General features: G+C 66.4%; 22 protein-coding genes. 10 read left to right on the top strand and 12 right to left on the bottom strand.

Features of this window, described 5'->3' with window-relative positions; genetic code table 11:
* Nucleotides 1-163 precede the first annotated feature (163 nt).
* Nucleotides 164-3,169, top strand: coding sequence for a S8/S53 family peptidase (locus LJ725_RS24935; RefSeq protein WP_230553663.1), 3,006 nt, complete (start codon nt 164-166; stop codon nt 3,167-3,169).
* A gap of 20 nt (nt 3,170-3,189) precedes the next feature.
* Here LJ725_RS24935 and LJ725_RS24930 read toward each other — a convergent pair whose 3' ends face one another.
* Nucleotides 3,190-4,824: an AMP-binding protein gene (locus LJ725_RS24930; protein WP_230553662.1), complete on the bottom strand. Its 1,635-nt coding sequence runs from the start codon at nt 4,822-4,824 to the stop codon at nt 3,190-3,192.
* 65 nt (nt 4,825-4,889) lie between these two features.
* Here LJ725_RS24930 and LJ725_RS24925 point away from each other — a divergent pair, with 65 nt between their 5' ends.
* The gene (locus tag LJ725_RS24925; protein ID WP_230553661.1) at nt 4,890-5,456 is read left to right on the top strand and encodes a D-sedoheptulose-7-phosphate isomerase; all 567 of its coding nucleotides are present in this window, start codon (nt 4,890-4,892) and stop codon (nt 5,454-5,456) included.
* Here LJ725_RS24925 and LJ725_RS24920 read toward each other — a convergent pair.
* Nucleotides 5,453-6,082 carry a D-glycero-alpha-D-manno-heptose-1,7-bisphosphate 7-phosphatase gene (locus LJ725_RS24920; protein WP_230553660.1) on the bottom strand — a complete coding sequence of 210 codons (630 nt, stop codon included), beginning with the start codon at nt 6,080-6,082 and terminating at the stop codon, nt 5,453-5,455. The genes LJ725_RS24925 and LJ725_RS24920 overlap by 4 nt on opposite strands.
* A gap of 23 nt (nt 6,083-6,105) precedes the next feature.
* On the bottom strand, nt 6,106-7,374 hold the full coding sequence (locus tag LJ725_RS24915) for a COG3904 family protein (protein ID WP_230553659.1): 1,269 nt from the start codon (nt 7,372-7,374) through the stop codon (nt 6,106-6,108).
* An 80-nt stretch (nt 7,375-7,454) separates the two neighbouring features.
* Between LJ725_RS24915 and LJ725_RS24910 the strand changes: the two genes are divergently transcribed.
* Nucleotides 7,455-9,566, top strand: coding sequence for a molybdopterin-containing oxidoreductase family protein (locus LJ725_RS24910; RefSeq protein ID WP_230553658.1), 2,112 nt, complete (start codon nt 7,455-7,457; stop codon nt 9,564-9,566).
* Nucleotides 9,563-10,495: a division plane positioning ATPase MipZ gene (locus LJ725_RS24905; protein WP_230553657.1), complete on the top strand. Its 933-nt coding sequence runs from the start codon at nt 9,563-9,565 to the stop codon at nt 10,493-10,495. The genes LJ725_RS24910 and LJ725_RS24905 overlap by 4 nt, the downstream gene beginning before the upstream one ends.
* Here the strand turns inward: LJ725_RS24905 and LJ725_RS24900 are convergent.
* The gene (locus LJ725_RS24900; protein WP_230553656.1) at nt 10,413-11,669 is read right to left on the bottom strand and encodes an MFS transporter; all 1,257 of its coding nucleotides are present in this window, start codon (nt 11,667-11,669) and stop codon (nt 10,413-10,415) included. The genes LJ725_RS24905 and LJ725_RS24900 overlap by 83 nt on opposite strands.
* Nucleotides 11,670-11,732: 63 nt before the next feature.
* On the opposite strand from LJ725_RS24900, the gene LJ725_RS24895 reads away from it, so the two are divergent.
* From LJ725_RS24895 to LJ725_RS24885, 3 genes are read left to right on the top strand one after another with little or no spacing between them, the layout of a single operon-like run.
* Nucleotides 11,733-12,437 carry a VWA domain-containing protein gene (locus LJ725_RS24895; protein WP_230553655.1) on the top strand — a complete coding sequence of 235 codons (705 nt, stop codon included), beginning with the start codon at nt 11,733-11,735 and terminating at the stop codon, nt 12,435-12,437.
* On the top strand, nt 12,434-13,633 hold the full coding sequence (locus LJ725_RS24890; RefSeq protein WP_230553654.1) for an acyl-CoA dehydrogenase family protein: 1,200 nt from the start codon (nt 12,434-12,436) through the stop codon (nt 13,631-13,633). The genes LJ725_RS24895 and LJ725_RS24890 overlap by 4 nt, the downstream gene beginning before the upstream one ends.
* Nucleotides 13,626-14,915, top strand: coding sequence for an alginate O-acetyltransferase AlgX-related protein (locus tag LJ725_RS24885; protein ID WP_230553653.1), 1,290 nt, complete (start codon nt 13,626-13,628; stop codon nt 14,913-14,915). Before LJ725_RS24890 ends, LJ725_RS24885 begins: the two co-directional genes overlap by 8 nt.
* On the opposite strand, the gene LJ725_RS24880 is transcribed toward LJ725_RS24885, so the two are convergent.
* Together LJ725_RS24880 and LJ725_RS24875 are read right to left on the bottom strand one after the other, a co-directional pair.
* On the bottom strand, nt 14,912-15,664 hold the full coding sequence (locus tag LJ725_RS24880) for an SDR family NAD(P)-dependent oxidoreductase (protein WP_230553652.1): 753 nt from the start codon (nt 15,662-15,664) through the stop codon (nt 14,912-14,914). The two genes, LJ725_RS24885 and LJ725_RS24880, sit on opposite strands and share 4 nt — an antisense overlap.
* Before the next feature lie 10 nt (nt 15,665-15,674).
* Nucleotides 15,675-16,928, bottom strand: a complete 1,254-nt coding sequence (locus tag LJ725_RS24875) for a hypothetical protein (protein WP_230553651.1) — start codon at nt 16,926-16,928, stop codon at nt 15,675-15,677.
* 99 nt (nt 16,929-17,027) lie between these two features.
* Here LJ725_RS24875 and LJ725_RS24870 point away from each other — a divergent pair, with 99 nt between their 5' ends.
* Nucleotides 17,028-17,912, top strand: coding sequence for a YicC/YloC family endoribonuclease (locus LJ725_RS24870; RefSeq protein ID WP_230553650.1), 885 nt, complete (start codon nt 17,028-17,030; stop codon nt 17,910-17,912).
* Nucleotides 17,902-18,549, top strand: a complete 648-nt coding sequence (gene gmk / locus LJ725_RS24865; protein WP_230553649.1) for a guanylate kinase — start codon at nt 17,902-17,904, stop codon at nt 18,547-18,549. The genes LJ725_RS24870 and gmk overlap by 11 nt, the downstream gene beginning before the upstream one ends.
* Here the strand turns inward: gmk and LJ725_RS24860 are convergent.
* The 4 genes from LJ725_RS24860 to LJ725_RS24845 are packed head-to-tail and all read right to left on the bottom strand — an operon-like array spanning nt 18,524 to nt 22,503.
* The gene (locus LJ725_RS24860) at nt 18,524-19,327 is read right to left on the bottom strand and encodes a lysophospholipid acyltransferase family protein (RefSeq protein ID WP_230553648.1); all 804 of its coding nucleotides are present in this window, start codon (nt 19,325-19,327) and stop codon (nt 18,524-18,526) included. The two genes, gmk and LJ725_RS24860, sit on opposite strands and share 26 nt — an antisense overlap.
* Before the next feature lie 21 nt (nt 19,328-19,348).
* Nucleotides 19,349-20,182 carry a 16S rRNA (adenine(1518)-N(6)/adenine(1519)-N(6))-dimethyltransferase RsmA gene (rsmA, locus tag LJ725_RS24855; protein ID WP_230553699.1) on the bottom strand — a complete coding sequence of 278 codons (834 nt, stop codon included), beginning with the start codon at nt 20,180-20,182 and terminating at the stop codon, nt 19,349-19,351.
* Between the two features lies 1 nt (nt 20,183).
* Complete coding sequence (gene pdxA, locus LJ725_RS24850; protein WP_230553647.1) at nt 20,184-21,182, bottom strand: 4-hydroxythreonine-4-phosphate dehydrogenase PdxA; 999 nt, start codon at nt 21,180-21,182, stop codon at nt 20,184-20,186.
* A 10-nt stretch (nt 21,183-21,192) separates the two neighbouring features.
* Complete coding sequence (locus LJ725_RS24845) at nt 21,193-22,503, bottom strand: peptidylprolyl isomerase (RefSeq protein ID WP_230553646.1); 1,311 nt, start codon at nt 22,501-22,503, stop codon at nt 21,193-21,195.
* A 221-nt stretch (nt 22,504-22,724) separates the two neighbouring features.
* On the opposite strand from LJ725_RS24845, the gene LJ725_RS24840 reads away from it, so the two are divergent.
* A complete protein-coding gene (locus LJ725_RS24840; protein ID WP_230553645.1) occupies nt 22,725-23,711 on the top strand; it encodes an FkbM family methyltransferase in 987 nt (328 codons plus the stop codon).
* Between the two features lie 4 nt (nt 23,712-23,715).
* Here LJ725_RS24840 and LJ725_RS24835 read toward each other — a convergent pair whose 3' ends face one another.
* Complete coding sequence (locus tag LJ725_RS24835; protein ID WP_230553644.1) at nt 23,716-24,969, bottom strand: glycosyltransferase family 2 protein; 1,254 nt, start codon at nt 24,967-24,969, stop codon at nt 23,716-23,718.
* Nucleotides 24,970-25,045: 76 nt separating this feature from the next.
* The gene (locus LJ725_RS24830) at nt 25,046-26,257 is read right to left on the bottom strand and encodes an HAD-IIIA family hydrolase (RefSeq protein ID WP_230553643.1); all 1,212 of its coding nucleotides are present in this window, start codon (nt 26,255-26,257) and stop codon (nt 25,046-25,048) included.
* Nucleotides 26,258-26,266 lie beyond the last annotated feature (9 nt).

Here is a 26,266-nt window from a genome sequence, read left to right as displayed (position 1 = left end):
AGTGACCGACTGGAAAACCAGCTTGGATATCGGAGCTACTTCCGAACACTCACTCTCGGGTTAATTGGACTGCCATCAGGAGGCGGCGATCGTCATTCGCGACGAATTTGACTAAGATTTCAACTTCGGTTTGTGACAGTTTCTCTCGGACTGAGGAGGGCATATGGCTGTCGAAGAGTTGAGCAATTCCTCGTATCTCGACTTCACCGGGTATCGAATCGTCCCGGCCGGGACGTCCGTGCAGGCCGCCTACAACATGCGGACCGAGGATATCGACACCAATCCGACGAACGCACACATCAACGTCGCTCTCATCCTGGAGCGGGCCAATGCGGCCACCGACCCGGACGTCTCCCTGCTTTCGCAGAACTGGGCAACCCGCCAGGCGGCGCTTGCCGACCAGACGACACTGTGGGCCACCTATGGCGCCGATGCCGCCACCTATCAGGTCGTCTACAACGCGCTGGACACTGCCGGGTACACGATCCTCGACAGCACCAATTCCTACTATGTGACGTCTCAGGAATCGCGAACCATCTGGGTTCAGCTCGACACGGCGGCGCAGTTCAACAGCCTGTTCAGTTCTTCGCTTCAGGAGTTCAACGTTCCCGGCAGGCCCTGGGACGATTTCGTCTTCTGGAACGGCAATCTCTCGCTTCCGAGCGAATGGAACATCGCAGGGATCTGGTTCGATACCAGCAACGCCCCGGACGGTATGCAACTGACCACCGTCGATACGCCCGCCTTGTCCCAAGGTGCCCAGAGCATCGGGAACAGCACGACGCTGACCTACAATTTTCCCGACGGGGCGGGCGCGACCTCCGCGCCGCAGGCGCCTCAGGATATCGCGGCCTTCTACAATTTCCCGCTGGTTGGAGAGGACGTGGCGACGGGGACGATAGGTCTCATCGAACCGGGTGTCGGCAGCTACCTCGGCAGCAGTCCCGATGGGGTAATTGGTAGCGAGTTCCAGTCGCGACTCGATGCCTACCTCGCCAGCTCCCAGATCGGGCAGACCGGCACCGGTCAAGTGACCGTCCAGGGCATAAACGGACAAACCGAAGTCTCGAGCGAACGCTCGCTCGATGTGGGAATCGTCGCCGCCATCAATCCGAAGAGCGACATCGTTCTCTACAACGGATCGGGACAGAATACGCCGGCAAGCGCCGGCAGTGCCACGGGCATCAATGGCCTGCCGACCACCGGATATGCGCAAGCGTCGGTGTTCACCGCGGTGCAGAGCAGCATCTGGGACCCCAACTACGCCGCGGTGACGTCCAACTCCTGGGGCGATGCGCAGAGCATGACGCCCGGCTCGCCATTCTACGTGGCTTATTGGGAGCTGTTCATCGATGCGGCGCTGCGAAACCAGACCACCGTCATCGCTCTCGGTGACGGGGGCTCCGGCAACGAAACCAGCAACGGCGTGACCAACGTCGAATACAATGTCACGCAGCCCTACAACATTCTGGTCGGCGGCACGTCGCTCTCGAGCTTCGACACGGCGGAGGCCGACGATACGCTCAATCCAGGCCTCTATTCGCTGGCTTTGGCCGGCGATCTTGCGACGATCTGGAGCCTCGTACAGGGAGGCATGACGACGCTTCCGACGGATGCGGCGACCGTCCAGTATTTCGTCGAGACGGTCTGGAACTCTTACTACCTGCAAGGTGACACGATAACCGGCGAGCCCAATCTCTACTGGGACACCGGGTACTACCAGAACTCGACGAGTTCGGGCGGCGTCGATCCCACGCAGCCGATCCCGCTCTATCAGCTGAATTACGGGCTCGCCCCGGTTACGAGCGATCCGCTTGCGGAGACGGGGCGCGGGGTCCCCGACGTCGCGGCAAATGGCGGCGGCAATCTCATGTACCTGGTGCCCACGGCGGACATGGGAGGCACCGACGTCGCCACCACGCCGGACGATGGCACCAGTTCGGCCGCACCGCTGTGGGCATCCCTGGGCGTCCAGCTCAACGCCGTCTTCGCCGATCAGAATTTGCCCAATCTCGGCTACATGAACGACCTGCTCTACATCGCTTCGGCCATCGCGCCGGCCTCGTTCAACGACGTCCTGTACGGCAACAACACGTCCTCTTTCCTGGCCGGCGGCGACTACCGCACCCCCGGCGAGAACAGTGGCTACAGCCACGTGACTCCGACCGGATACGGGTACGAAGCAGGCGAGGGCTACGATCTCGTCTCGGGACTGGGAACGCCCAACGGCATGGTGCTGGCGCGGACGCTGACGACGATCGCCCATACGCAGACCTACGAACTGGCCAACGGCGTTTCGTATGCCGTGATCGATCCGGTCAGCGGCGCCAGCACTGCGTCGCAGACCCTGCTGGTGCAGAACAACTTCATCGGGGCCGGCGTTCTCGTCCAGGTGGACGGGACCGATGCAGTGAGCATGGGGGGCAATAGCGCCTTTGGTTGGACCAGCCGTCTGGCCGGGCAGGCTGTCCAGGGAGACAACTTCGACAGCGAGCTGATGCCCTTGCTCGATGGGGCGATGAAATCGGCGCCCTACCAGATCGGCGTGTCGGCGGGCGACGTGCTGGGCGTTACGGCCAATGGCGTCGCCCTCGACGCCTACCAGGAACTGCTCACCAGCGAATACGGCTTCGTCCAGTTCGGCGATGCCGCGGGCGGCATCACGCTTGCGCGTCCTGTGGCGATCGCCCAGACGGCGGGCGGCGTGCCGGATCAGGAGGCGGTCGTGCGGATCCGTCAGAATGGCGGCGACCAGACGCAACTCGAGATCTACCGGGTCGACGATCTCAACGGAGGCATCGACACCGGCGCGGGCGTCGTGCTGCCGGGCGAGGCGGGCTATGCCGCCGCCGCCGCCGCGCGCAACTATCAGCTCGTCGGCGGCGGCACGGTGATCGACGCGCCGGGGCAGAAGAACTTCCTGCAGGTGGAAATCGCCGACGTCGACCAGGGCGACATCGTCGCGCTCAAGTACACGAACGTGACAACCGGCGAAGTCTACTGGGCCTTCTCCCAGGGCAATACCGGCCAGGCCTCGGCGATCTTCGCCTACGGGCTGAACACCTGGGGGTTCGAGGACCGGCCGCTCACGGGCGATCACGACTACCAGGATCTCGTCGTCCAGCTCGACTTCACAAGCACGGCGGGAAGCGGGCTGCTGGTCGCCTAGCGCACCCTGCGGTCCGCTGACTACCGGGCGGTCGCAGAGTCGGCATGGAGACGGCGCAGCTCGCGGCGCAGGATCTTGCCCGTCGTGGTGAGCGGCAGTTCGGTGACGAACTCGACCTCGCGCGGGTACTCGTGTGCGGCGAGACGCGTCTTCACGAAGCCCGCGAGGTCCGCCTTGAGGGCTTCGGTCGGGGCGATCTCGGGGCGCAGCTGCACGAAGGCCTTCACGATCTCGGTGCGCAGCCGGTCGGGCACGCCGACGACGCCGACCATCGCCACGGCGGGATGCTTCATCAGGCATTCCTCGATCTCGCCCGGGCCGATGCGGTAGCCGCCCGAGGTGATGACGTCGTCGTCGCGGCTCTTGAAGAAGACGTAGCCATCCGGATCGATCGTGCCGATATCGCCGGTCAGCAGCCAGTCGCCGGCATACTTGCGCGCGGTGGCCTCGGGATTGCGCCAGTATTCCAGCATGACGATCGGATCGTGCCGCCAGCCGGCGATCTGGCCTTCCTCGCCCGGTGGCAGGACGTTGCCGTGCTCGTCGACGATCGCGATCCTGCGCCCGGGGCAGGCCCTGCCGCAGGAGCCGGGACGGACCTCGAACCAGTCGGGCGAGTTCAGCAGCATCAGGTTCATCTCGGTTTGGCCGTAGCCTTCCGAGATGGTCGTGCCGAACGTCTCGCGCCCCCAGCTCAGCAGCTCCTCGCCCATGGCCTCACCGCCCGTGCTGATCGCGCGGATGTCGTAGCTCCAGCGATCCTGCGGCTTGTGTACCTGGCGCATCATCTTGAGCGCGGTCGGCGGGATGAAGCTCACGCCGACGCGGTGCTTGGCCAGCATGGCGAAGGCGCGCTCCGGATCGAACTTGGCAAAGCGATGCGCCAGAACAGGAGTTCCATAGTACCAGGCGGGGAACAGGGCATCGTAGAGCCCGGCGATCCAGGCCCATTCGGCCGGCGTCCACATCACCTCGTTGCCGCGCGGCCAGTGGCCGAGCCACTGTTCCACGGCCGGGATGCATCCCAGCATCATCCGATGGGCATGCAGCGCACCCTTGGGCTGGCCTGTCGTGCCGGACGTGTAGATCAACAGGGCCGGATCCTCGGCAGCGGTGTCGACCGTGGCGAAGCTGTCGGAGGCGGCGGCCAGCAGGCGGTCCCAGTCGAGGAAGGCGCTGCCATGCGCACCGGCACCGATCACGATCACCGTCCTGAGATGCGGCAGGCGGTCCCGCACGGCCAGCAGCTTCGGAAGCTGGCTCATGTCCGTGATGATGGCCGAGGCTTCGGCATTCGACAGCCGGTATTCGATCGCCTCCTCGCCGAACAGGGTGAAGAGCGGCAGTACGACTGCCCCCATGCGATAGCCGGCGAGATGGCAGATCGTGAGCTCGGCGCCCTGGCTCAGGAACACCCCGACCCGGTCACCCCTGTTGACGCCCCGTGCGCCCAGCGCGTTGGCGAGGCGCGAACTGGCGGCCAGAAGCTGTCCGAAGGTCCAATTCCGAACCGACCCGTCTGCATTTTCGACGATCATGGCGAGCGAGTCGGGCGCATGACGCTCGCAGACGGCGCGGCCGATATTGAACCGCGGGGGCGTGGGCCAGCGGAATTGCTTCATGGCATCGTCGTAGGAGAGACCGCGCGGGATCATGCCGATTGGACCTGCATTTATGTGCTAGAGCGGACGGGATGCTTCAACGAAAGGCCGGGCATTCCATGAGTATCGCTGGATACCTTCAGGCGTCCATTGGCGTGCTGCAAGACTGTATCGACCATGCGCCGATCCAGAACGTCGAACGCGCCATAGTCGAGATCGGCCGGACCTTCGACGCGGGCAAGCCGCTTCTGGTCTGCGGAAACGGCGGCTCGGCCAGCGACGCCTCTCACATCGCGGGAGAACTGGTGGGACGCTTCCTGAAGGAACGGCGCGGGCTTAATTGCATTTGCCTGTCGGCCGATTCCGCCGTGCTGACCGCCTGGGCCAACGATTACGCCTACGAGAGCGTCTTCGCTCGCCAGGTCGAGGCCTACGGCGCGGTGGGCGGGACGCTGCTGGGTCTCAGCACCTCGGGCAATTCGAAGAACGTGGTCGAAGCCTTCAAAGCAGCAAGATCCATGAACATGACCACGATCGCGCTCACGGGGCAGGGAGGCGGCGAACTCGCCCGGCATGCCGACATTCTCATCGACGTGCCCAGCCGGCACACGCCGCTGGTCCAGCAGGCTCATGCGTGTCTGTATCACTACATCTGTGAGCGCGTGGAGGCCGGGCGGCCCGTCTAGGGGATCGATTCCAGCCACGCGAGTGCGCCGGACGCGTCCGCGGCCACACCAAGCTTCATCCGGTCGAAGGAGGCACCGGCAAGCTTCCTTACGGCCTCTTCGCCATGACCGGTCCTCACGAGGAGGCCGTTGCCGATGCCCGCCGCATGGCCGGCTTCGAGATCGCTCAACTTGTCGCCGACGATCAACGATCCCCCTAGGTTCATGTTCAGGCGTTCCCGGGCGAGCAGGATCATGCCGGGACCGGGCTTGCGCCACTTGTGCGCCTCCGACGCCAAGGGGCCACCGCCATCCTCGTGATGCCCGCTGGCGATGACCAGATCGATTCCGGCGCTCAGACGAGCCAGTTCCATGATGATCCTGTCCTGAACGGCACTGAAATCGGCCCAGCCAAAGTAACCGCGTCCGATCCCGCTCTGGTTGGTGACGACGACGACGCGTACCTCCCGCTCGTTCGCCGCGCGGATCAGGGAGACGGCGGCGGGGATGAGCCGGACGTCCTCGGGTTTCGCGAGGTAGCCCACTTCCTCGACGATGACGCCGTCACGGTCGCAGAACAGCGCCGGCCGGCCATTGGATACGCGCGATGTAAGGGCTTCGCACCACAGCGCGACGCCATCGATCAAGCGACTGTCCGCGAAAGACATCGTCAGCGGTTCACCCTCTGGACGACCCGCCCGGCCAGCAGTTCCTGCGGCGTCGGCGTCCAGATCTCGTCATGCGGCGTGTCGGTCACGCGCTGGGCGAACTCCGGCGTCACGCCGCTCGCGACCAGGAAGCGCCGCACGTCGCGATTGCTTTCGTACATGTCGTTGGCGCTCATGCCGGGAAAGCTTCCCTGGTGGAAGCCGAGACGGCCGGATGGAGAGATCGACCGATCGATGCCGCCGAGGAAGGCAATGGTGCAGGCCGAGGCGCAGCCGGTATCGACCCGGGTGGCGAGCTTGCGGTTGCGGATCATGCGGTTGATCTCGAAGGCAGCACCGATGCGCCCGCCCGGCCCGGCGAGCACGACCCGGCGTACGGACGGGTGCTTGTCGAGTGCGGTGCGCACCGTCTCCGCGCTTCGCGTACCGTAGGCACCCTCCACGTTCAGGGTCGTGCCATCGGGGCTCACCGAGACTGTGAGCGTGTCCAGCGCCTCGTCACCGGTGTAGATCGCCCACAACTCACCGATCGAGGGTACCGCCCGCTCCAGGAAAAGCCCGCCGATGCCGGCGATGGAGAGGGCCGCCGCGACGAAGGTGCCGAGCGCTACCAGCGGACGGGCGCGTCGCCGCGCCGCCAGGACGATCAGGATCACCTGCATGATGGCAAAAAGGGAGGCCGACGCGCAGAGCAGGGCCGGTCCCAGGACGTGCAGCAGCGTGACGTGGCCGGGGCCGAAGACGGCGATGGAGATGCTGCCGAAGCCGACCAGAAGTGCCATCGCCGCCCAGATGCCGCGATAGTAAAGCGTAAAGTCGAACGGCGCCGCGCCATCGCGCCACGGCGGCACCCCGACGGCCTCGAGATGATCGATCATCCGCGCGAGCTTGCCTGTGCGGATGCGCTTCGTGCCGTCGCCATAACCCAGCGACAAGGCGAGTTCCGATGGAAGCGAGCCCGGTACGAGCCGAACCTGGCGCAAGCCGATAGCCCGTGCCGTGAGTTCGGCAAAGGCGATCAGCGTGCGCGCCACGTCGAACCGTTCGTCGCCGGACGCAACTTCCAGCGGCCCGACCGAAAGATGGTCAGGTCTCTGCTCGAGCAGCACGACACCGAGAGGGGCGGCCTCTTCACCGATCACGAAGATCGCGCGCGTGTCGCTCGTCGACGCGAGGGGCGGGAAGCTGGGGAAAAGTCTTGCGATACCCTCGGCGTCGCCAGCAGCGGCGCGCCGTACGGCGCCCACGGAGACCTGTTCCTCGGATATCACGCTGGCTTTCCACTCCCTGAGGCCGCTTTCACGGCCGGTGACGGGACTGTATGCTGCGGCACTTCACGCGGAGCGTCCACATGTCACCCGACGATCATGCCTATCCGCCGGTCGGCCGTGCCCGGCCGCACGAGTCCGGCACGACGACCGTCCCGTCGGTGTGTCCGCACGACTGCACGAGTACCTGCGCGCTCGATGTCGAAAGGCTGAGCAACACCCGGATCGGTCGCGTTCGCGGCTCGATGCGCAACGACTACACCGCTGGCGTGATCTGCGAGAAGGTGGCGCGCTACGCCGAGCGCATCCACCATCCCGACCGCCTGATGAAGCCGCTGCGCCGGGTCGGGCCGAAGGGCTCCAAGCAGTTCGCCGAGATTTCTTGGAACGACGCGCTCGATATCGTCGCCGAGCAGTTCATCGCCAAGGCGCGCCAGCACGGCAGCGAGACGATCTGGCCCTATTACTATGCCGGCACGATGGGGCTGGTGCAGCGGGACGGCATCAACCGCCTGCGCCATGCGATGAAGTATTCCCGCTGGTTCTCGACCATCTGCGTCACGCTTTCCGACACCGGCTGGATCGCCGGCGTCGGCGCCAAGCGCGGGGCCGACGTACGCGAGGTCGACGAGCATTCGGAACTGGTCGTGATCTGGGGCGGCAATCCGGTGAACACCCAGGTCAACGTCATGACCCACGCGATGAAGGCGAAGAAGCGCGGCGCCAAGCTGGTCGTGGTCGACCCGTATCGTACCGGCACCGCCGACCAGGCCGATGTCCATCTCGCCGTGCGTCCCGGCACCGACGGCGCGCTGGCGGTCGGTGTGATGCATGTCCTCTTCAAGGAGGGCTATGCCGACTGGGACTATCTGCGGAAATACACCGACGCGCCGGACGAGCTGGCCGCGCACGTCGCGAGCCGTACGCCCGAATGGGCCTCCGAGATCACCGGGCTCTCCGTCGAGGAGATCGTGTCCTTCGCGCGCCTCTACGGGCAGAGCAAGGCCTCGTTCATCCGCTGCCATCACGGCTTCAGCCGCAGCCGCAACGGCGCGGCCAACATGCATGCCGTCACCTGCCTGCCGGCGGTGACGGGGGCCTGGCAGTACAAGGGCGGCGGCGCGCTCTACGGCCATACCGGCATGTATCCGATCGACAAGACGCTGATCGATGGGCTCGACATGGTGGACACGTCGATCCGCGACCTCGACCAGTCGCGCCTGGGGCCGATCCTCACCAACGATCCCGCGGCGCTGAAGAACGGTCCGCCGGTCACCGGCATGCTGATCCAGAATACCAATCCGGCGATGGTCTGCCCGGAGCTCGAGCTGGTCCACAAGGGGTTCAAGCGCGAGGACCTGTTCGTCTGCGTTCACGAGCAGTTCATGACCGAGACGGCGGCCTTTGCCGACATCGTGCTGCCGGCCACCATGTTCCTGGAACACGACGACTTCTATACGGCCAGCGGCCACACCTTCTTTCAGGTCGCGAAGGCTGTGATCGACGCTCCGGGGGAATGCCGCGAGAACCACTATGTGATTTCCGAACTGGCGAAGCGGCTGGGCGCAAAGCATCGCGGCTTCGACATGTCGGTCTGGGAGATCATGGACGAGACGCTCAAGGTCTCGAAGATGTGGGACGCCGAGACCAACTGGCAGAAGGGCGGCCAGGACTTTCATCTGGGCTTCGAGACGTCGCACTTCCTCGACGGCTTCGCCTGGCCCGACAAGAAGTTCCGCTTCAAGCCCGACTGGGCCGCCTATGGCGGCCGCGGCAAGGAAATGCCGGTTCTGCCAGACCATTTCGACGTGATCGACAATGCCACCGAAGACAAGCCGTTCCGGCTGGTCGCGGCGCCGGCACGCACGTTCCTCAACTCGACCTTCACAGAGACGCCGAGTTCGCAGAAGCGCGAGGTGCGTCCGACCGCGCTCCTGAATCCCGACGATTGCACGGCCATGGGGATCGTCGAGGGCGAACGGCTGGAGATAGGCAACGAGCGCGGCAGGACCATCGTCAATGCCAAGCCGCGCGCCGGCCAGCAGAAGGGCGTCGTCGTCGTGGAAGGCATCTGGCCCAATCGCAACTTCGAGACCGGCATCGGCATCAATGCGCTGACCTCCGCCGATCCCGGCTGGCCCAATGGCGGCGCGGTGTTCCACGACACCGCCGTCTGGATCCGCAAAGCGTCGTGAGCGAGGGATTCCAACCGGCGCCCAACCCGAGCATCGCCCAGACACAGGCGCCTCGGGTCGAGGGCCGCGGCCACGTCCTGGTGATCGGCAACGAGAAGGGTGGCTCGGGCAAGTCGACGACGGCACTGCACATCGCCGTGTCGCTGATGAACGACGGCGCGCGCGTGGCGACACTCGATCTCGATGCGCGGCAGGGCACGCTCAGCCGCTACGTCGAGAACCGCGCTGCCTATGCCGCGAAGAAGGGCATGGATCTGCCCATGCCGCTGCATACGCCGGTCATGATTTCGACCCTGAACGACCGCCGCGAGGCCGAGGCCGACGAGCGGGAGCGGCTGGCGGCGGCGCTGGAGCCGGCGGTGGGGGCGGCGGATTTCGTGATCGTCGACACGCCGGGCAGCGACACCCATCTCAGCCGGCTGGCCCACACCTGGGCCGATACGCTGCTGACGCCGCTGAACGACAGTTTCATCGACCTCGACCTGCTGGCGCGCGTCGATCCCGACACGCTGAAGATCGTGCGGCCGTCGATCTATGCCGAGGCGGTCTGGAAGCAGCGGCAGATCCGCGCTGTCCAGGGTGGCCGCCCCGTGGACTGGATCGTGATGCGCAATCGCCTGTCGTCGCTGGCCGCGCGCAACAAGCGCGACATGGGTACGGTGATCGAGGCGCTGGCGAGGCGCATCGGCTTCCGCGTCGCCGCGGGCCTCAGCGAGCGCGTCATCTACAAGGAGCTGTTCCTGACAGGCCTCACGCTGCTCGACCTGAAGCGCGGCGGTAAGGGACCGTCCCTGACGTTGAGCCATGTCGCCGCGCGCCAGGAAGTGCGCGACCTGGTGGCATCGCTCAACCTGCCGGGGGTCGCTCCTGCAGAAGCGGACGCGCCCGCGACAGAAGAAGCCACGCCAGACCCGCTACCTGCAGAATGAACAGCAGGCCGAACGACCAGCTGTAGCCGTCGGGTGAATAGCCGGTGGCGGTGCGCGGCCACAGGTCGACGACTTTGCCGATCGCCCATTGCCCGGCGAAGATCACCGTGAAGACCACGAGGTTCGAACTGGTGCTGACCCGCCCGGCATACTGCGGCGGGAACGAGCGCGCCAGAAGCGGCATGTACTGGATGGGATAGGCGCCGAGGAAGCCGAACAGCAGCCAGGCCGCAACCGGATAGAAGGACGGCAGGAAGGCGAGCCAGGCACAGACCAGCGCAAACAGCACGCTGACCAGGTTGGCCGAGGCGAAGTCGCTGACGCCGATCCGACGGAAGGCGCCCGACAGCACGCCGCTCAACGCAAAGCCCGCCGTCATCACGGCCGTCGTCCAGAGCTGGATATCGGCACGGGCCTGGTGGCTGGCGATGCCGCCGACGTCACGCAGCCACGGGCCGATCCATAGCGTGATCGCAGCGATGAAGGCCATCTGCTGGAAGGTGAGCAGCGGCTGGATGCGCCAGAAGAAGCCGTTGGTCAGCACGATGCCGGTGATGCGGAACTGGTCGCGCAACGTGCCCTGCGGTGCGGGGACACCACGCTCGGGCACGACCGTGAACAGGATGGCCGAGGTCACGAGGCAGAGTCCGGTCAGCCAGAAGAACAGGCCCTGCCAGCTGATGATCGAGAGCGACCACTGGATCGGCAGGGTTGCGGCCATGGAGCCGAGGCCGCCGGCCATCATGTGGAATCCGGTGATCAGGCCCCAGCGTTCCGGCGGATACCACAGCGTGATCGCCTTGATCGCGGCCATGAGACCGCCGGCGAAGCCCAGCCCGATCAGCACGCGTGCCACGATCAGTTCGCCCAGCGAGAGGCTCAGCCCGAAGAGGGCCGAGCCGATCGCCGCCAGGGCGAGCAAGACGGCCTGTACGCGGCGCGGCCCATAACGATCGAGCATCACCCCGAGGATCGGCTGGCAGCCTGCGAAGAACAGGAAGAAGGCCGAGGTGAGGAGGCCGAGGTCGCCCGCGGTGATGCCGACATCCCGTTCGAGATACGGGAAGATGACCGCATTCACGCCCCGGAAGATGTAGGAGAGGAAATAGGCGAGCGCGAACGGCAGGAAGACGCGCAGCAGCAGCGTGGCGAAGGAGGGGGCGTTTCCGGTCATGCTTCGTGTTGGCGCGAATGCGCGGCTGCACCATATTGAACGCTTGGCAGAGGGTCAAAGGACGTGGCCGACAAACCGATTGTTCCGTCTACCGCAGGTGCGAACGCCATCGATGCCTTCGTGCGCGAGGTCGGAAGGCTGCCGGCCAATCGCGCCCCGGGTGGACGTGGCCGCCTGCTGTTCGCCATGGACGCGACGGCGAGCCGCGAGCCGACTTGGGATCATGCGTGCGCCATCCAGGACGAGATGTTCGTGGCCGCCGATGCGCTGGGTGGCCTCGACGTGCGGCTCGCCTTCTATCGCGGCTTCGAGGAATTCAAGGTGAGCAAGTGGACGTCGGACGGGCGCGAGCTGGCACGCCTGATGGGCGGCGTGCGCTGCGCCGCCGGGCGTACGCAGATTGCGCGCCTGCTGCGCTATGCCGGAGATCAACGGCGCGAGAGCCGGCTCGACGCTGTGGTCTTCGTGGGTGACTGCTGCGAGGAGGATGTCGATGCGGTTGGACACGAGGCGGGCCAGCTGGGCCTGCTCGGGCTGCCGGTCTTCGTATTCCAGGAAGGTGACGACCGCACGGCGTCGCGGCTGTTCCCCCAGATCGCGAAGTTGACGCGCGGCGCCTATTGCAAGTTCGACAGGTCGAGTCCGGATCAGCTCAAGCGCCTGCTGGGGGCGGTCGCCGCCTATGCCGCCGGCGGACGCTCGGCGCTGCTGAAGTACGGGAAGGACCAGGGTGGCGTGGCAGCCCTTCTGACCAACCAGATGAAATGAGCATCGGCCTGCTGGCTGCCGTCGAGGCCTTCTTCGACACCGAGATCCTCCCCCGCCATCGCGAATGGGCGGCGCATGTGTCGACGCACAGGGGGACGCCGCCCTTCATGGCCGGCTTGAAGGAGAAAGCGCGTGCCGCCGGCCTATGGAACCTCGGCCTGCCGGACCGCATGAGCAATCGGGCCTACGCGCCCATCGCCGAGATCACCGGCCGTCTCCCGTGGGCGCCGGAAGTCTTCAATGCCCAGGCGCCCGACGTTCCCAACATGATCATGTTGCAGCACGCGGCCAACCCGGAGCAGAAGCAGCGCTGGCTCGAGCCATTGCTGGAAGGCCGCACGCGATCGGCCTTCGGCATGACCGAACCCGACGTCGCGTCCTCCGACGCGACCAACATCGCCACCACCCTGCGGCGCGACGGCGGCGACTGGGTGGTCAACGGCCGCAAATGGTACATCACCGGTGGCGCCCATCCCGCCTGCGCCTTCGTGATCGTGATGGGGGTGTCGCGCCCCGAGGCGCCGCGCACCGGGCGGCATTCCTGCGTGATCGTGCCGATGCCGTCGCCGGGCCTTCGGGTCGTGCGCGAGCTGCGCTTCCTCGGCTGGGAGGACAGCATCGCCCCCATCGCCGAACTCGCATTCGAAGACGTACGCGTGCCGGCCGAGAACCTGCTGGGCGAGGAGGGTGAAGGCTTCGCCGCCGCGCAGGTGCGGCTGGGACCGGCACGGCTGCATCACTGCATGCGCGCGATCGGCACGTGCGAGGTGCTGGTCGAGCTGATGATGGCGCGGGCCGCCGAACGGCGGACGTTCGGGCGGGCCGTGATCGACTACGATTCGACACAACAGGCCATCGCGCGCTCCCGCATCGAGATCGAGCAGGCCCGCCTGCTGGTGCTGCGCACGGCCGAGCGTCTGGACAGCGACGGCCACCAGGCCGTGTGGCGCGACGTTTCGATGGTGAAGGTCGCGGTCCCGGAGATGGCGCAGCGTATCGCCGATCGGGCGATGCAGCTGTTTGGAGCGATGGGCGGCAGCGACGACGCCCCGATCCATCGCGCCTACGCGGTCGCGCGCATGCTGCGCATTGCCGACGGGCCTGACGAGGTTCATCTGCGGCAGATCTTCCGGCAGGAGAAGCCGGCCCGCTGGACCGTCGCGGACTCGCCCTATATGACGCCGGGCGATGACTGAGAACGGCCGCAAACGGATCTACGCGATCGTATTCGGGCTGATCCTGACCGGGATCACGCTCGCGGGCCTGGAACTGTTGGCCTCGCTCGAGGCACCGCCGTGGCCGGCCCGGGCACTGCGCTCGACGCCGCCGGTCAACGTCCAGTCGAGCGACTTCACCGGCCTCGCGGACAAGCCGTGGATCTTCGAGCCCTACAATTCATGGGGCATGCGCGACAAGGAACGCAGTATCGCCAAGCCGGCCGGCGGCGGCTACCGCGCGGTCTTCATCGGCGACAGCTATCTCGAATTCCAGCTCACGCGCCTCACCGTGCCGGGCGAGGTCGAGCGGCGCTTCATCGAGGCGGGCCAGCCGAAGGCGGAGATGATCAACCTCGGCATCTCCGCCACGGGGCCGCGCAGCTATTACTACCGGATGCGCGACGTGGCCTTCGCCCTGTCGCCGGATGCGCTCGCGGTGTTCTTCTTCTCCGGCAACGACTTCCTCTATGACGGGCAAGGGTATGGGCAGGGCCTCCTGCCCGATCTCGTCAGCGAGGCACCGGGCGGATCGATCCTGGGCAACGTCATGCCCAACGCCAATTGGGTACTGGTCAATCGCCTGCGCCTGTCGGAGATGCTGACCACGAACAAGCCGGTACCGCAGGAGTTCGACACGCTGGCGAAGATCGCCCGCCTGCCGCCGGCCGAGCGCACGCCGGCCCTCGTGCGCCACGTCAAGCGCTACTACTACCCCGATCTTTCCGAGGCGCAGATCGCCGCCATCTTCGGTCGCGACGGCGACGCCTTCTGGCAGGCCTACGCTTCCGGCAAGGTCGACGACGAGTCGCTGCAGGGCTGGCTCCTGAACCTCATGACCAAATCCGAGGTCGAGAAGTCTCCCTATTTCGAGGCGACGACCAAGGAACTGGCGGCACGCCTGGTGAAGGACGGCGACATCCAGGCCACGCTGTCCTGGCTGACGGCGATGGATCGCGCCGCCCGCGAGCGCGGCGTGCCGCTGGTGTTGTTCATCGTGCCGCCGGGCAGCGTCGATCCCGACTATGTCGCCTACTGGAAGCCGTGGCCGCGCTTCTACGCCTTCAACGTGATCGCCGACTACCGGCAGGACCGTCTGCTCGAGGCGCTGGCCCGGACACAGATCCGCTACGTCGACCTGCGCAAGGATTTCCAGGGCGTGCGCGGCGCCTACCGCCGCAGCGACGCGCACTGGACCGACAAGGGCGTCGAGATCGCGGCGGGCCGCGTCTACGAGGAACTGCGCAAGCTCGAGAAGCGCTAGCCGGCGCCCAGCAGACGCGCCGACCAGCGTCCCGGCAGGGTCGTGCCCAGCCAGACCGCCGCCTTGGTCCCGATCGGGAAAGCAATGCGCGGCCGGTTGAGGGCGAGGCCGCGGCGGATGATCGCCGAGGCCTTGGCAGAGGTCATCAGGAACGGCATCGGGAACGGCGCCTCGGCCGTGATCCGGCTGACGACGAAGCCGGGGCAGATGACGCTGACGCCGACGCCGTCTTTCTTCAGCACGTAGCGGATGCTCTCGCCCCACACGCGCACGGCGGCCTTGCTGGCATTGTAGGACGCGGAGTAGGGCAGGCCGATGAAGCCCGCAAGCGAGGAGACGATGCCGATCTGGCCGCGCTTGCGCGCGATCATCCGGGGCAGCAGCGGTTCGACGGTGTTCAGCACGCCGTTGATGTTCACGTCGAGCGTCTTGCGGATGATGGAGAAATCGTCGAGCGAGGAATTGTCCTTGTCGATCGAGATGCCGGCATTGGCGATCACCAGGTCGACCGGATGGGCGTCGTCGAAGGCCTCCAGCCAGGGCAGGAAGCGCTCGCGATCGGTGACGTCGATCGTGGCTGCGACGATCGTGGCGCCCTTCGCCCGACAGGCGGCCGTGACGGTTTCGAGCCGGTCCGCGTCGCGGCCGGTGAGGGCCAATGCCACGCCGGGCGCGGCATAGTCGAGGGCCATGGCTTCGCCGATGCCGCTCGATGCGCCGGTGATCACGATGCTGGAGAAGGATTTCATCAGGGGCTGCCTATCGCTGGGATTTCGAGCGCCAGCCCCAGGCGCTGGCCATTTCCTGGGCCATGCGGGCTGCAATCAGGGAATAACCCCGGCTGTCCATGTTCTCGCGCTTTGGATGGATGTCGTCGACGTAGATCGTGCCCGTCTCGTCCTTGAAGACGTCGAGCATGCTGTGGATCTCGACGTTGCGCTCGCGCAGTGCGAGGAGGCGACGCACGATCTCGACGTAGCGTGGACCGTAGGAGCGGTCGGGGGTGTTGCGACTTTCCTCCTCGGTCAGCGTCTTGTCGACGGCCGGGACCGGCTGCAGGAAGAACATCGATTTGATGCCCGACTCGCGGGCCGAGAAGTCCATCATCCGGATATATTTCGAGTATTGGCCGACCTGCCAATCGAGGTACGCCGACGGTGAGGAGGCGATCTCCTTCGGCAGCCCCATCATGGTGGCGTAGGTCTTGGCGCCGAAGCCGGAATTGTCGTCGGGCGGCTTGCCGGCGAGGGCCACGGCCAGCAGGTACGCGGCATGGGAGTGCGCCGTGACGCCCTGGCTCAGCCAGCCGGCGATCCGGCCCATGAACCAGCTGATCGCCAGGTTGCCGAACCCGTCCTTGGCGATGATCGGGTTCACGCCGAGATAGTTCGCGGCCGGCATTTCGAAGCGGACCCCGAGGCCCGGCGTCATCAGATACTGCTCGTTGTAGCCGTCGAGGGTTACGACCGCGTCGACGAAGTCGCCGTAGATAGAGAACACGATCATCTGCTGCGGCTGCTTCCAGGCGCCCAGCGCGCCGTTCAGCACCTGGAAGGGCTTGCCGGTCGGGCTGACATAGTTGCGGTTGAGCTCCTCCTCGAGAAAGCTCCGCCGCGCGGGATCGTAGAGCTGGGAGAGCTGGGAAGCGACCGAGCCGCCGGAGACCAGGATCACATAGCGCTCGGGATTGCGGGCGACCGGAAAATTGTCGCCGAGCAGGCCGATATTGTTGGCGCCCGGTACGCCGCAGGGATCGTCGTGATGGTGGACAAACGCCAGGTACGGGTGCGGGTACATCGTGTCGACGTACCGGCAGTTTCCGCCGATGGTGAGGTCTTGGATGTAGGAGTTGCGGGTGTTGGCGAACAGTTCCTTCGCCGGCGTGTAGCGGCCGTCGCGGATCGTCAGCCAGGCCGTGGACAGCGCTTCCAGGCCGATCAATGCCACCGCCAGACCAACCAACAATGCCACGGCCTTGAGGCCTGTCTGCCGTGCCCAACGCCGCTCAGCCATGATCGACACGCGCCTCAATAGTCCATTGAATCGAAATGCCGATCCACTTAAGGAGTGATGGTGCCCAAGAATGGGGCAGGGGGCAATTTGATTGCAAGCATGACGGGATACGCCCGGGCGCAGGGTTCGGATGACCGGCGGCACTGGGTATGGGAAGCGCGCAGCGTCAACGGGCGAAACCTCGAAATCCGCTGCCGCGTACCGCCAGGCTTCGATCGCCTCGAGAACCCCGCGCGCGCAGCGGTCGGCGGACGGATGAAGCGGGGCAACGTTTCGCTCACGCTTACCGTCACCAGCGAACGCCAGACCAAGCCGCTCGCCATAAACCGAGCGCTGCTCGCTGAACTTGCGACCCTGGTCGAGGAGGTCCGCAAGAGTACCGGTGCCGCGCCTCCGTCGGCGGATGGCCTGTTGCGCGTCAGGGGCGTCATCGAGGAGGAGGATGCGGGCCAGGAGACCGAGGAGGCTCTGGCCACCCTCGACAAGGCGCTGCAGGCGAGCCTCGATGAGGCGCTCAAGGGGCTGGTCGTGTCGCGGGCCGCGGAAGGCAAGGCACTCGCCGCGGTGATCGACGGGCATGTCGCGGAGATCGAGGCCCTGTGCAGCCGCGCGACCGAGCGGGCTCTGGCGCAGATCGGCACGGTTCGGGCCCGCTTCGAGGCGCAGCTCGCCGAACTGCTGGGGCGCGTGCCCGCCCTCTCCGAGGAGCGCTTCGCCCAGGAAGTGGCGCTGTTGGTCGGCAAGGCCGACGTGCGCGAGGAACTGGACCGGCTGAACGCCCACATCGCGCAGGCCCGCGCCCTGCTGGCCGACGCCCGCGCCGACAACCCGGTGGGCCGGAAGTTCGATTTCCTCTGCCAGGAATTCAATCGCGAGGCCAACACGCTCTGCTCGAAGTCTGCCGACATCGAGCTGACGCGCATCGGCATCGATCTGAAGGGCGCCGTCGAGCGCATGCGGGAGCAGGTCCAGAATGTCGAATGAGGATGCCGCCGCGATCACGCGGCGCGGCCTGATGCTCGTCCTGTCCTCGCCGTCGGGCGCGGGCAAGACAACCCTGTCGCGGCAACTCCTCGACAACGACAAGCAGATCCAGCTCAGCGTCTCGGCGACCACGCGCGCGCGCCGCTCCGGCGAGAAGGACGGGGTCGACTATCACTTCGTCGACACCGCCACCTTCCGCGGCATGATCGAGCGCGGCGAATTCCTGGAGCACGCGCGCGTATTCGACCATTTCTACGGCACGCCCGCCGCACCGGTGGAAGCGGCGCTGATCGACGGCCGTGACGTGCTGTTCGATATCGACTGGCAGGGCACCCAGCAACTCAAGGAAAAGGCCGGCAGCGACCTGGTGACGGTGTTCATCCTGCCGCCGTCGACCCGCGACCTCGAGCGCCGGCTGATCACCCGCGCCCAGGATTCGATGGAAGTGGTGCAGAAGCGGATGGCCAAGGCCGCCGACGAGATGAGCCACTGGGCCGAGTACGACTACCAGATCATCAACCGCGACATCGCCACCAGCCTGATGGAGCTGAAGTCCATCCTGACGGCCGAGCGGCTGAAGCGCGAGCGTCAGGTCGGCCTCTCGGCCTTCGTCAAGGCGTTGCGCGAGGGGCGGTGATCGGCATGCCGATGCCGGTCTGTCCCTGGGAGCGTAGCACCAGCTGGCTGGGCGTGTAGGGCCGACCCGAGAACTCCGCGATCAGGCGGTCGCTGGCGGTTTCGATCGTATCTTCCAGCGTGCGCATGAAGGTCTGCTTGTCGAGGCCTGTCGGGATGGCGGGCAGGAACTCGATCGCGGCGGGGCCCGGCTTCTTGCGCCAGTCACGCCGATTCCACAGCAGACCCACCGAAGTGGCGACGGGCGTCACCGGCAGGTCGAGGTCCCGATAGAGGTAGTAGATGCCGGAGCGGTAGCGCTCGCGTTCGCCCGGGGCCATCAGGTTTCCCTCGGGATAGATCGCGATGTGCCGGCCGCTGTCGTAGGCGCGCTTGGCGAACTGGGCGAGATTCTCGCGCTCGCGGCCGCCGCCGCACGTGTCGACGCGGATCATCTGCAGGCGATAGAGGATCGTTCCGATCAGCGGGTAACGGAAGAGTTCCTGCATCGCGACGAAGGCGATACCGCGGATGCGGGCAGCCAGCAGAATGCCGTCGCTCTCGCTGTGGTGCTTGTTGGCCAGCAGGACCGGGCCCCGAGTCGGCAGGTTTTCCAGGCCCCGATATTCGATGCTCATGCCGCCGATCCAGCGCATGCCCCAGACGACGGCGCGAGCCCAGTGGAACAGCAGGCCGCGCAGCAGGACCGGTGTGGGAATGGGAACGAGCAGGATGCCGATCACGGCCACCAGCAGGGTGCCCAGATAAAAATAGAGGTTGAAGGCGAGCGAACGGATCATGGGCTCAATAATAGTGAGTACTCACTCACTGTCAAGGAGGCCTGCCAGTTTCACGAAGTCTTCGACGGTCAGTTCCTCGGCGCGCGCCGTGGGCTTGAGGCCGAGCCCCTCCAGAATAGTGACAGGATCGGAAAAAACGCCCGCCAGGGACCCTCGCAGCATCTTGCGGCGCTGGCCGAAGGCCGCGGCCGTGACACGCTCCAGCGGCCTCAGATCTGCCAAGCGGTCGGCCGCCGGCCGCGGCGTCAGGCGCGCCACCGCCGAGGTAACCTTGGGCGGTGGCACGAAGGCGGTTGGCGCGACGTCGAACAGGCGGCGGACCTCGCAGACATGCTGGGCCAGTACGGAAAGACGCCCGTAGTCCTTGGTGCGGGGGGCCGCCACGAGGCGATCGACCACCTCCTTCTGGAACATCAGCACCATGTCGGCGATGTCGGTTGCTGCGTGCAGCCATTGCACCAGCAGGGCCGTCGACACGTTGTAGGGCAGGTTGGCCACGATCCGCCGCGGCGCGGGCCCGAGATCCCGCGGCTCGAGGCGCAGCGCGTCGGCCTCCACCAGTTCCAGCCGTCCGCTGGCCACGGCCTGCAGTTCGAGGAGCGGGCCGAACGCCCGCCCGTCCAGTTCGATGGCAACGACCCGGCGCGCCCCTTCGAGCAGCAGGGCGCGCGTCAGCCCGCCCGGTCCCGGGCCGACCTCGATCACGGTCCCATCGTCCAGCGGCGCCGCCGCGCGCGCAATGCGGCGGGTGAGATTGAGGTCGAGCAGGAAGTGCTGGCCGAAGCGCTTGCGGGCATCGAACCCGTGCGCGGCGATGGTCTCGCGGAGGGGCGGCAGGGCCTCGACGCCGTCCATCTCAGTGGCCGCGCCGCCGTGCCATGTCATCGGCCATGTCGATCGCCGCCAGCAGGCTGGCCGGGTCGGCGCGGCCGGTGCCGGCGATGTCGAGCGCCGTGCCATGATCGGGCGAGGTCCGCACGAAGGGCAGCCCGAGCGTCACGTTGACGCCGCCGGCGAAGTCGATGGTCTTGATCGGGATCAGTGCCTGGTCGTGATACATGCAGAGTGCGACGTCGTAGGCGGGCCGCGCTGCCGCATGGAACATCGTATCGGCCGGGGCAGGCCCCCGTGCGGCGATGCCTTCCCGCTGCAGCGCCTCGATGGCCGGAACGATGATGAGGCGCTCCTCGTCGCCCATCGCGCCCTGTTCGCCTGCGTGCGGGTTGAGCGCCGCCACCGCCAGCCGGGGATGTTCTATGCCGAACAGGTCGCGCAATCCCCGCGCGGCGATCCGGCCCGCGCGCACGATCTGCTCGCCGTCGAGTGACTTCACCGCATCGGCCAGCGACAGGTGGATGGTTACCGGGATGACGCGAAGCTGCGGGCAGGCCAGCATCATGGCGACCTCGACGCCACCCGCGAGTTCGGCGAGGAACTCGGTGTGGCCGGGATGCCTAAAACCCGCATCCTGCAGCGTCTTCTTCTGGATCGGGTTGGTGACGATGCCGGCGATGGTGCCGGCCTTGGCAAACTGCACCGCGCGCTCGATCGCTTCGATCGTGGCGGGCGCGTTCGCCACGTCTGGGCGGCCGGGCGTCACGGCCGCGGCGAGGGGGACGGGCAGGACCGGAAGCGCGCTGGGGAACGCTGCGGCGGCTTCCTCTGGCCGGCCGATGCTCCGCACGGGTACATCGACCCCGAGCTGCCTCGCGAGCGCGGCGAGGCGATCCGGATCGTCGAGGATGAAGAAAGGGCGGGCGCCCGAATGCCGCGCCTGCCAGGCCTTGAGGCTAAGTTCGCCTCCGACACCGGCCGGCTCGCCCATTGTCACGGCGAGCGGCGCGGTCGTGCTCATTGCGCCGACATCACGACTTGATGTCGATCGTTGCCTGACGGCGCAGGTCGCGCATGTAGCGGCGTCCGGCGGAGTCCAGCTTCTGGACAAGAATCTGCTGCTGGATGGCGTCGCGCGTCGGCAGACCGTCTCCGCCGGCCTTGCTGCAGAGGGCGACGACCTGGAGGCCCTCGGCGACGCGGAACGGACCCGCCGTGCCGCCGATCGGGAGGCGCGGCAGCTGCTCGTACATCTGCGGATTTGCCTGCAGGTCGCCAACGCGCACGCCGTTCAGATCGCCCGACGTGCTGCCCTTGATCTGGCGGGATTGCACGTGAAGATCGTTGCACTGGCGCACGCCGCTCATGGCCTTCTGGGCGTCTGCCGTCGCGCGGTTGGTTTCCTCCGGCGAAGCGTTCGGCGGCAGCGCCAGCGTCATCTGGACAAGGTTGAGCTTCACGTCATCCGGACGGGCAGCGGCGAACGGCCGGCGATCGACGACGTAGAGGATGTGCCAGCCTGAGCCCGACCGCACCGGCTCGGAATAGGTGCGCGGCTGTACGCGCTCAAGCACCGCATCCAGGGAGGGATCGAGGGCACCGGGCAGGACCCAGCCCAGATCGCCGCCGGATGCGGCGGAGGCGCCCTGCGAGAACTGTTGCGCCACCGCGCCGAACGGCGCGCCGCGGCGGAGCTGCTCCATGATGCGGTCGGCACTGCGCTTGCCCTCGTCGACACCGTCGGCGCGGTCGACCGGGACGAAAATCTCGGCCACGCGGGTCTCCGTCTTGCCGACGTTCGTGCGCATGCGGCTCATCGCGTCGTCGACTTCGGCTTCGGACACGTCGACCTGGGACCGGACCTTGCGGCGAATGATCTTGCCCCAGGCGATCTGGGCCTCGATCTGCTGCTTGGCGATGTCGGGTGCCACACCCACGCTCTGGAGATAGAGCTTGAACTGTCCCTGTCCCAGTCCCGCGGCCCGCTCGATCTCGGCGTAGCGGCTGTTGACCTCGGAGTCGGTGGGCCGCATGCCCAGCTTCCTGGCGTCCTGGATCTGCAGACGCTCGTCGATCATCTGGCGGAGCATCTGCCCGGACATGCGCTGGCGAAGGTCGGGACTGTCCTGCAAGCCAGAAGTCCGGATGGCGAACAAGACCCGCTGCGACAGGTCGAAGTCGGTGATCGCATCGTCGTTGACGCGCGCAACGACGCGCAGACCCTGGCTCGGCGCCGTCTGGACGGAAGCACCCTGGGCGGCAGGCCGCTGCTGGGCAGAGGCTGCGATGGGCAGCGTCATCACGGCGAGGAGGAGGGAGGCGCGGAGGAGGGGCGCGGACATTTCACCAACGGAGCTTGAGAGGGGCATTATTATATTCCGTAGCAGGGATGCTGCAACGCACGCCACTACGGACAGAAAGTGGCAACACACAGGCACGCTTGACGCTCGGCGGTGGGTACGTTAGCCGAACCTCGGCAAAGTTGGGGGCAAATAGTTCAGCCATGCGGACGGCCCGCCGTTCAATCAGCGTCGCAAGCGCCTGGGAACGGGTTTGCTCCGGCGTGGGCTATCATCTCGACAATATGGGTCGATGGCTGATCGTGCGGGCGCCGTCTATCGGGGCTGCCTACGCGGGAATCCTGGCCCCGCGTCTGTCGAGGCTGGAACCGCGCCCCGGCTGGCGGTTCGCCGAGGAGTACTACGACCAGCGTCGCTGGCTCGCCTGCCGCAGGGGCGCCTTGTGGGAGGCGGCGCGCGAGAAGGAACTCGCCGTCCCGCTGACCGTGCGCTGGCACGGCGGCACGACCGTCGATGTCACGCTCGGCAACGACAACAGCCTCTGTCTCTACGTGTGCGGCTCTTTCGAGCCCAACGAATTCGCCTTTGTCGACCGCATGCTGAAGCCCGGCATGTCGTTCGTCGATGTCGGCGCGAACGACGGCTACTATACGCTTTTCGCGGCCCGCCGCGTCGGCCCGACCGGCAGGGTGATCGCCGTCGAGCCCAGTTCGCGCGAGCGCGCGCATCTGCAACGCAATCTCGGTCGCAACGGCCTCGAGAACGTGCAGGTGGTCGCCGCGGCGCTGGGAGCCGAGGCGGGATTTGTCGATCTCCACCTCGCCCACGGTGTCCACGCCGGTCACAACACGCTGGGCGACTTCGCCCATGACGACGTGGTGCGTGCGAGTTCCGAGCGCGTGCCGCTGGAGACGCTCGACGCCGTTGTCAGCCGTCATGGCCTCTCGAAGGTGGACATGGTCAAGATCGACGTGGAGGGCGCGGAGGCCGGAGTCGTGGCCGGCGCGCGCACGGTCCTTTCGACGCACCGTCCGGTCCTGTTGATGGAACTGAACGACCGCGCGCTGCATGCGCAGGGCCAGAGCGCGGAAACCCTGCTGAACACGCTGAAGACCGACCTGAACTATCAGGTCCTGTCCTTCTCCCCGGTCGGCGGCCGGCCGGAACGCGCGGTCGAAGGGGTGCCGCTGTCGTCCAACATCGTCCTGGTGCCGAAGGAACGGGCTGCCGAACTGAAGCTCGGCGGCTAGAGCCTCAGCGGCCCAGCAAAGACCGCAGGCGCGCCCCAAGGGTGGGCGCGCGCGTGGTCGTGGCTTCAGAGCGCCGGTCCTGAATGATGAGTTGACCGACGGGCACGCAGTGCCGGCTGGCTTCCTCGGCAAAGTCGGCGACCGTCCGCACGTGGTCGGTGTTGGTATAGTAGCTGTAGCTGACGGTGCCGGTGCGGTGGTCCGTGCCGAAGGTGAAGTCCTGCTTCTCGGGCGGCGGGACCTTGGCAGGGATCTGGATTTCGCGCATGTCGACCCCGTTGCGCTTGGCCATGGTCTCGACGGCGGCCACGACCTCGTCGAAGCGGGCGAAGTAGCGGGGCGCCGCCTGTACGATCCACTTCAGGAAGTCGCGCATATCGACCGGGATGTCGCCGATCTCGGACTTGAACTTGTTCTGCAGCCAGAACAGTTCGTCGACGATTGCCACTTCGGTGATGAAGCCTCCGGTGAGGCGACCATCGAGAGGCTCTTCTGCAGAAGCTATCTTGGCTTCCGCCAGCCACTTCTTGAACGCCTTGTCGTTGATGTGAGCGTACATGTGCGACGCGCCGTTGCTGTGCCGCGAGGCTCCATTGATGCCGAGCGGCCGGTAGGAATAGAGATAGGCGTCGCTGTTGATCGCGTTCACGATTGCCGAGCTCACGTCGGGCGCACGGAACCAGAAGTAGCGGCCGTACTTCTTCCGCGCCTGCTCGATCGTGGCTCTTGGAACGAACGAAAAAACGAGTGTGGGCAGCTCGGCCTGGTGAAGTCTTCCCGAGTAGGCCTCTGTAAGTGCCCACCTGCTGTCACGGACCTCCACGACGCGGCCGACGCGCATCTGGCCGAGACCACGATGGCTCGGAACTATGAAGTCCGGCCAAAAGTAGTGCACCGACTGCCAGCCCAACGGAAGACCGGGGAATTCGCGATGAAGATGGGTCGCGACCTCGACCGAGTCCGGGAACATGCCGTCGTCGTCGCCCAGATAGTGGACGTAGTCGCCCTTGACGTGGTCGAGCGCGAACTCCCAGTTGTCGAGCATCGACAGGCGCTCGGGCGCGCGGACGTAGCGGATGCGAGGGCTGGCGAAGGCATCGACGACCTGGCGCGTTTCGGGCGTGCTGTGGTTGTCCATGACGACCAGTTCGAAGTTGTCGCGGGTCTGAGCGAGAATCGTCTGGATCGCCGAACCGAGCACGTCGTGCCGGTCCCGGGTCGGGATGACGAAGGAGTAGAACGGCGGAGTCGACGTCATCTGGGCGCTCGTGCGGGACGGGAAAGCTCGGGGCGCCTTGTATTAGGCCGCGACGCCCGCGACAAGGTTCCCGGCTTCAGCCGCCCTTGAGCAACAGGGTATCGACCACGGCGGCGAGAGGCCTCTGCTCGGTGACGAAATGGAAGGGACAACCGGCGGCGGCGGCGGCTTCGCCGTCGCGCTCGTCGTCGCCCACGAAGGCCGTCCGGGTGAGATCCAGGGTCATTTCCCGCTGTGCCTGGAAGAGCATGCCCGGCCGCGGCTTGCGGCAATCGCAGCCGTCGTCCCAGTTGTGCGGGCAAAAATAGATCGGGCCGATGTCGCCCCCGGCGGCGCGCGCTTCGGCCCGCATGCGGTCGTGGATTTCGTGCAGTTTCTCGAGGGTGAGATGGCCGCGCGCGATGCCGGGCTGGTTGGTGATGACGGCGGTTCGCCAGTTGGCCTCTTTCAACCTGCGCAGCGCCTCGAGCACGTCCGGCAACCAGACCCAGTCGCTCCAGTCGCAGACATACTCGGCCCGCGGCATGCGGCGGTTCAGAACGCCGTCGCGGTCGAGCAGGAGGGTCGGGCGGCGCTCGAGGAACGATGCTGTTTCGGGCAGACGCGCTTGCGTGCCGACACTGTAGTAGCGATGACGCGTTACGTTCGCCAGGAGCGCGTGGCGCGCGATCAACTGGGGATAGACCGTCTTCTCGAACGAGCAATCCTCCTCCGGCAACCCGTCGAGGATCGAACGGCGGCCCATCAGAAAGCCGATATCGACTCCCTTGAGGCCTGGAGCCGTTCTGGTCTTGTCGTAGACCGACAGGAAGCCGTCATCGTCGGTCACGACATTGTCGCGTGTGTAGCCGTCGTCGTTGGCATAGACGGTGACCATCGCCTCCGCGTCGCCGCGCGAGAAACGCCGCCACATCGCCTCGACGTCGACCGGGCAATAGTTGTCGCAATAGGCGAGGAGGAAGGTCGGCTCGATTTTCGGGATCGCCTTGCGCAGGCGGGTGCCGGTATCGTCCTCGACCGGCGTGACCGAGTACTCGATCTCGACCCCGAGCCGGCGGCCATCGCCGAAGTACTCCCGCACCGTCTCGGGCAGATAGCCGAGCAGCAGCAGGAACTTCTTCATCCCCTGGTCCCTCAGGAATTCGATCAGGTACTCGAGGAAGGGGCGGCCGTGAAACGGGACCATCGGCTTGGGGATCGATTCGGTGATCGCGCCCAGACGCGTGCCGCGCCCGCCCGCCAGGATAACGGCCTGCCTCGGCCGCAGAAGCTCGCTCCGTCGATCCATCGCGAGCGG

It is taken from the genome of Reyranella aquatilis, assembly GCF_020880995.1.
Taxonomy (GTDB): Bacteria; Pseudomonadota; Alphaproteobacteria; order Reyranellales; family Reyranellaceae; genus Reyranella; species Reyranella aquatilis.
The sequence above is the reverse complement of the archived record's forward strand: the minus strand, read 5'-3'. Positions and strand labels throughout refer to the sequence as shown.

Bases quoted from the DNA above. Each gene is read 5' to 3' on its own strand.
- LJ725_RS24910 (WP_230553658.1), top strand. From the start codon at position 7,455: ATGTCACCCGACGATCATGCCTATCCGCCGGTCGGCCGTGCCCGGCCG.
- LJ725_RS24860 (WP_230553648.1), bottom strand. From the start codon at position 19,327: ATGATCCGTTCGCTCGCCTTCAACCTCTATTTTTATCTGGGCACCCTG.
- LJ725_RS24925 (WP_230553661.1), top strand. From the start codon at position 4,890: ATGAGTATCGCTGGATACCTTCAGGCGTCCATTGGCGTGCTGCAAGAC.
- LJ725_RS24930 (WP_230553662.1), bottom strand. From the start codon at position 4,824: ATGATCCCGCGCGGTCTCTCCTACGACGATGCCATGAAGCAATTCCGC.
- LJ725_RS24885 (WP_230553653.1), top strand. From the start codon at position 13,626: ATGACTGAGAACGGCCGCAAACGGATCTACGCGATCGTATTCGGGCTG.
- LJ725_RS24875 (WP_230553651.1), bottom strand. From the start codon at position 16,928: ATGGCTGAGCGGCGTTGGGCACGGCAGACAGGCCTCAAGGCCGTGGCA.
- LJ725_RS24835 (WP_230553644.1), bottom strand. From the start codon at position 24,969: ATGACGTCGACTCCGCCGTTCTACTCCTTCGTCATCCCGACCCGGGAC.
- gmk (WP_230553649.1), top strand. From the start codon at position 17,902: ATGTCGAATGAGGATGCCGCCGCGATCACGCGGCGCGGCCTGATGCTC.
- rsmA (WP_230553699.1), bottom strand. From the start codon at position 20,182: ATGGACGGCGTCGAGGCCCTGCCGCCCCTCCGCGAGACCATCGCCGCG.
- LJ725_RS24890 (WP_230553654.1), top strand. From the start codon at position 12,434: ATGAGCATCGGCCTGCTGGCTGCCGTCGAGGCCTTCTTCGACACCGAG.
- LJ725_RS24870 (WP_230553650.1), top strand. From the start codon at position 17,028: ATGACGGGATACGCCCGGGCGCAGGGTTCGGATGACCGGCGGCACTGG.
- pdxA (WP_230553647.1), bottom strand. From the start codon at position 21,182: ATGAGCACGACCGCGCCGCTCGCCGTGACAATGGGCGAGCCGGCCGGT.
- LJ725_RS24880 (WP_230553652.1), bottom strand. From the start codon at position 15,664: ATGAAATCCTTCTCCAGCATCGTGATCACCGGCGCATCGAGCGGCATC.
- LJ725_RS24900 (WP_230553656.1), bottom strand. From the start codon at position 11,669: ATGACCGGAAACGCCCCCTCCTTCGCCACGCTGCTGCTGCGCGTCTTC.
- LJ725_RS24830 (WP_230553643.1), bottom strand. From the start codon at position 26,257: ATGGATCGACGGAGCGAGCTTCTGCGGCCGAGGCAGGCCGTTATCCTG.
- LJ725_RS24935 (WP_230553663.1), top strand. From the start codon at position 164: ATGGCTGTCGAAGAGTTGAGCAATTCCTCGTATCTCGACTTCACCGGG.
- LJ725_RS24845 (WP_230553646.1), bottom strand. From the start codon at position 22,503: ATGTCCGCGCCCCTCCTCCGCGCCTCCCTCCTCCTCGCCGTGATGACG.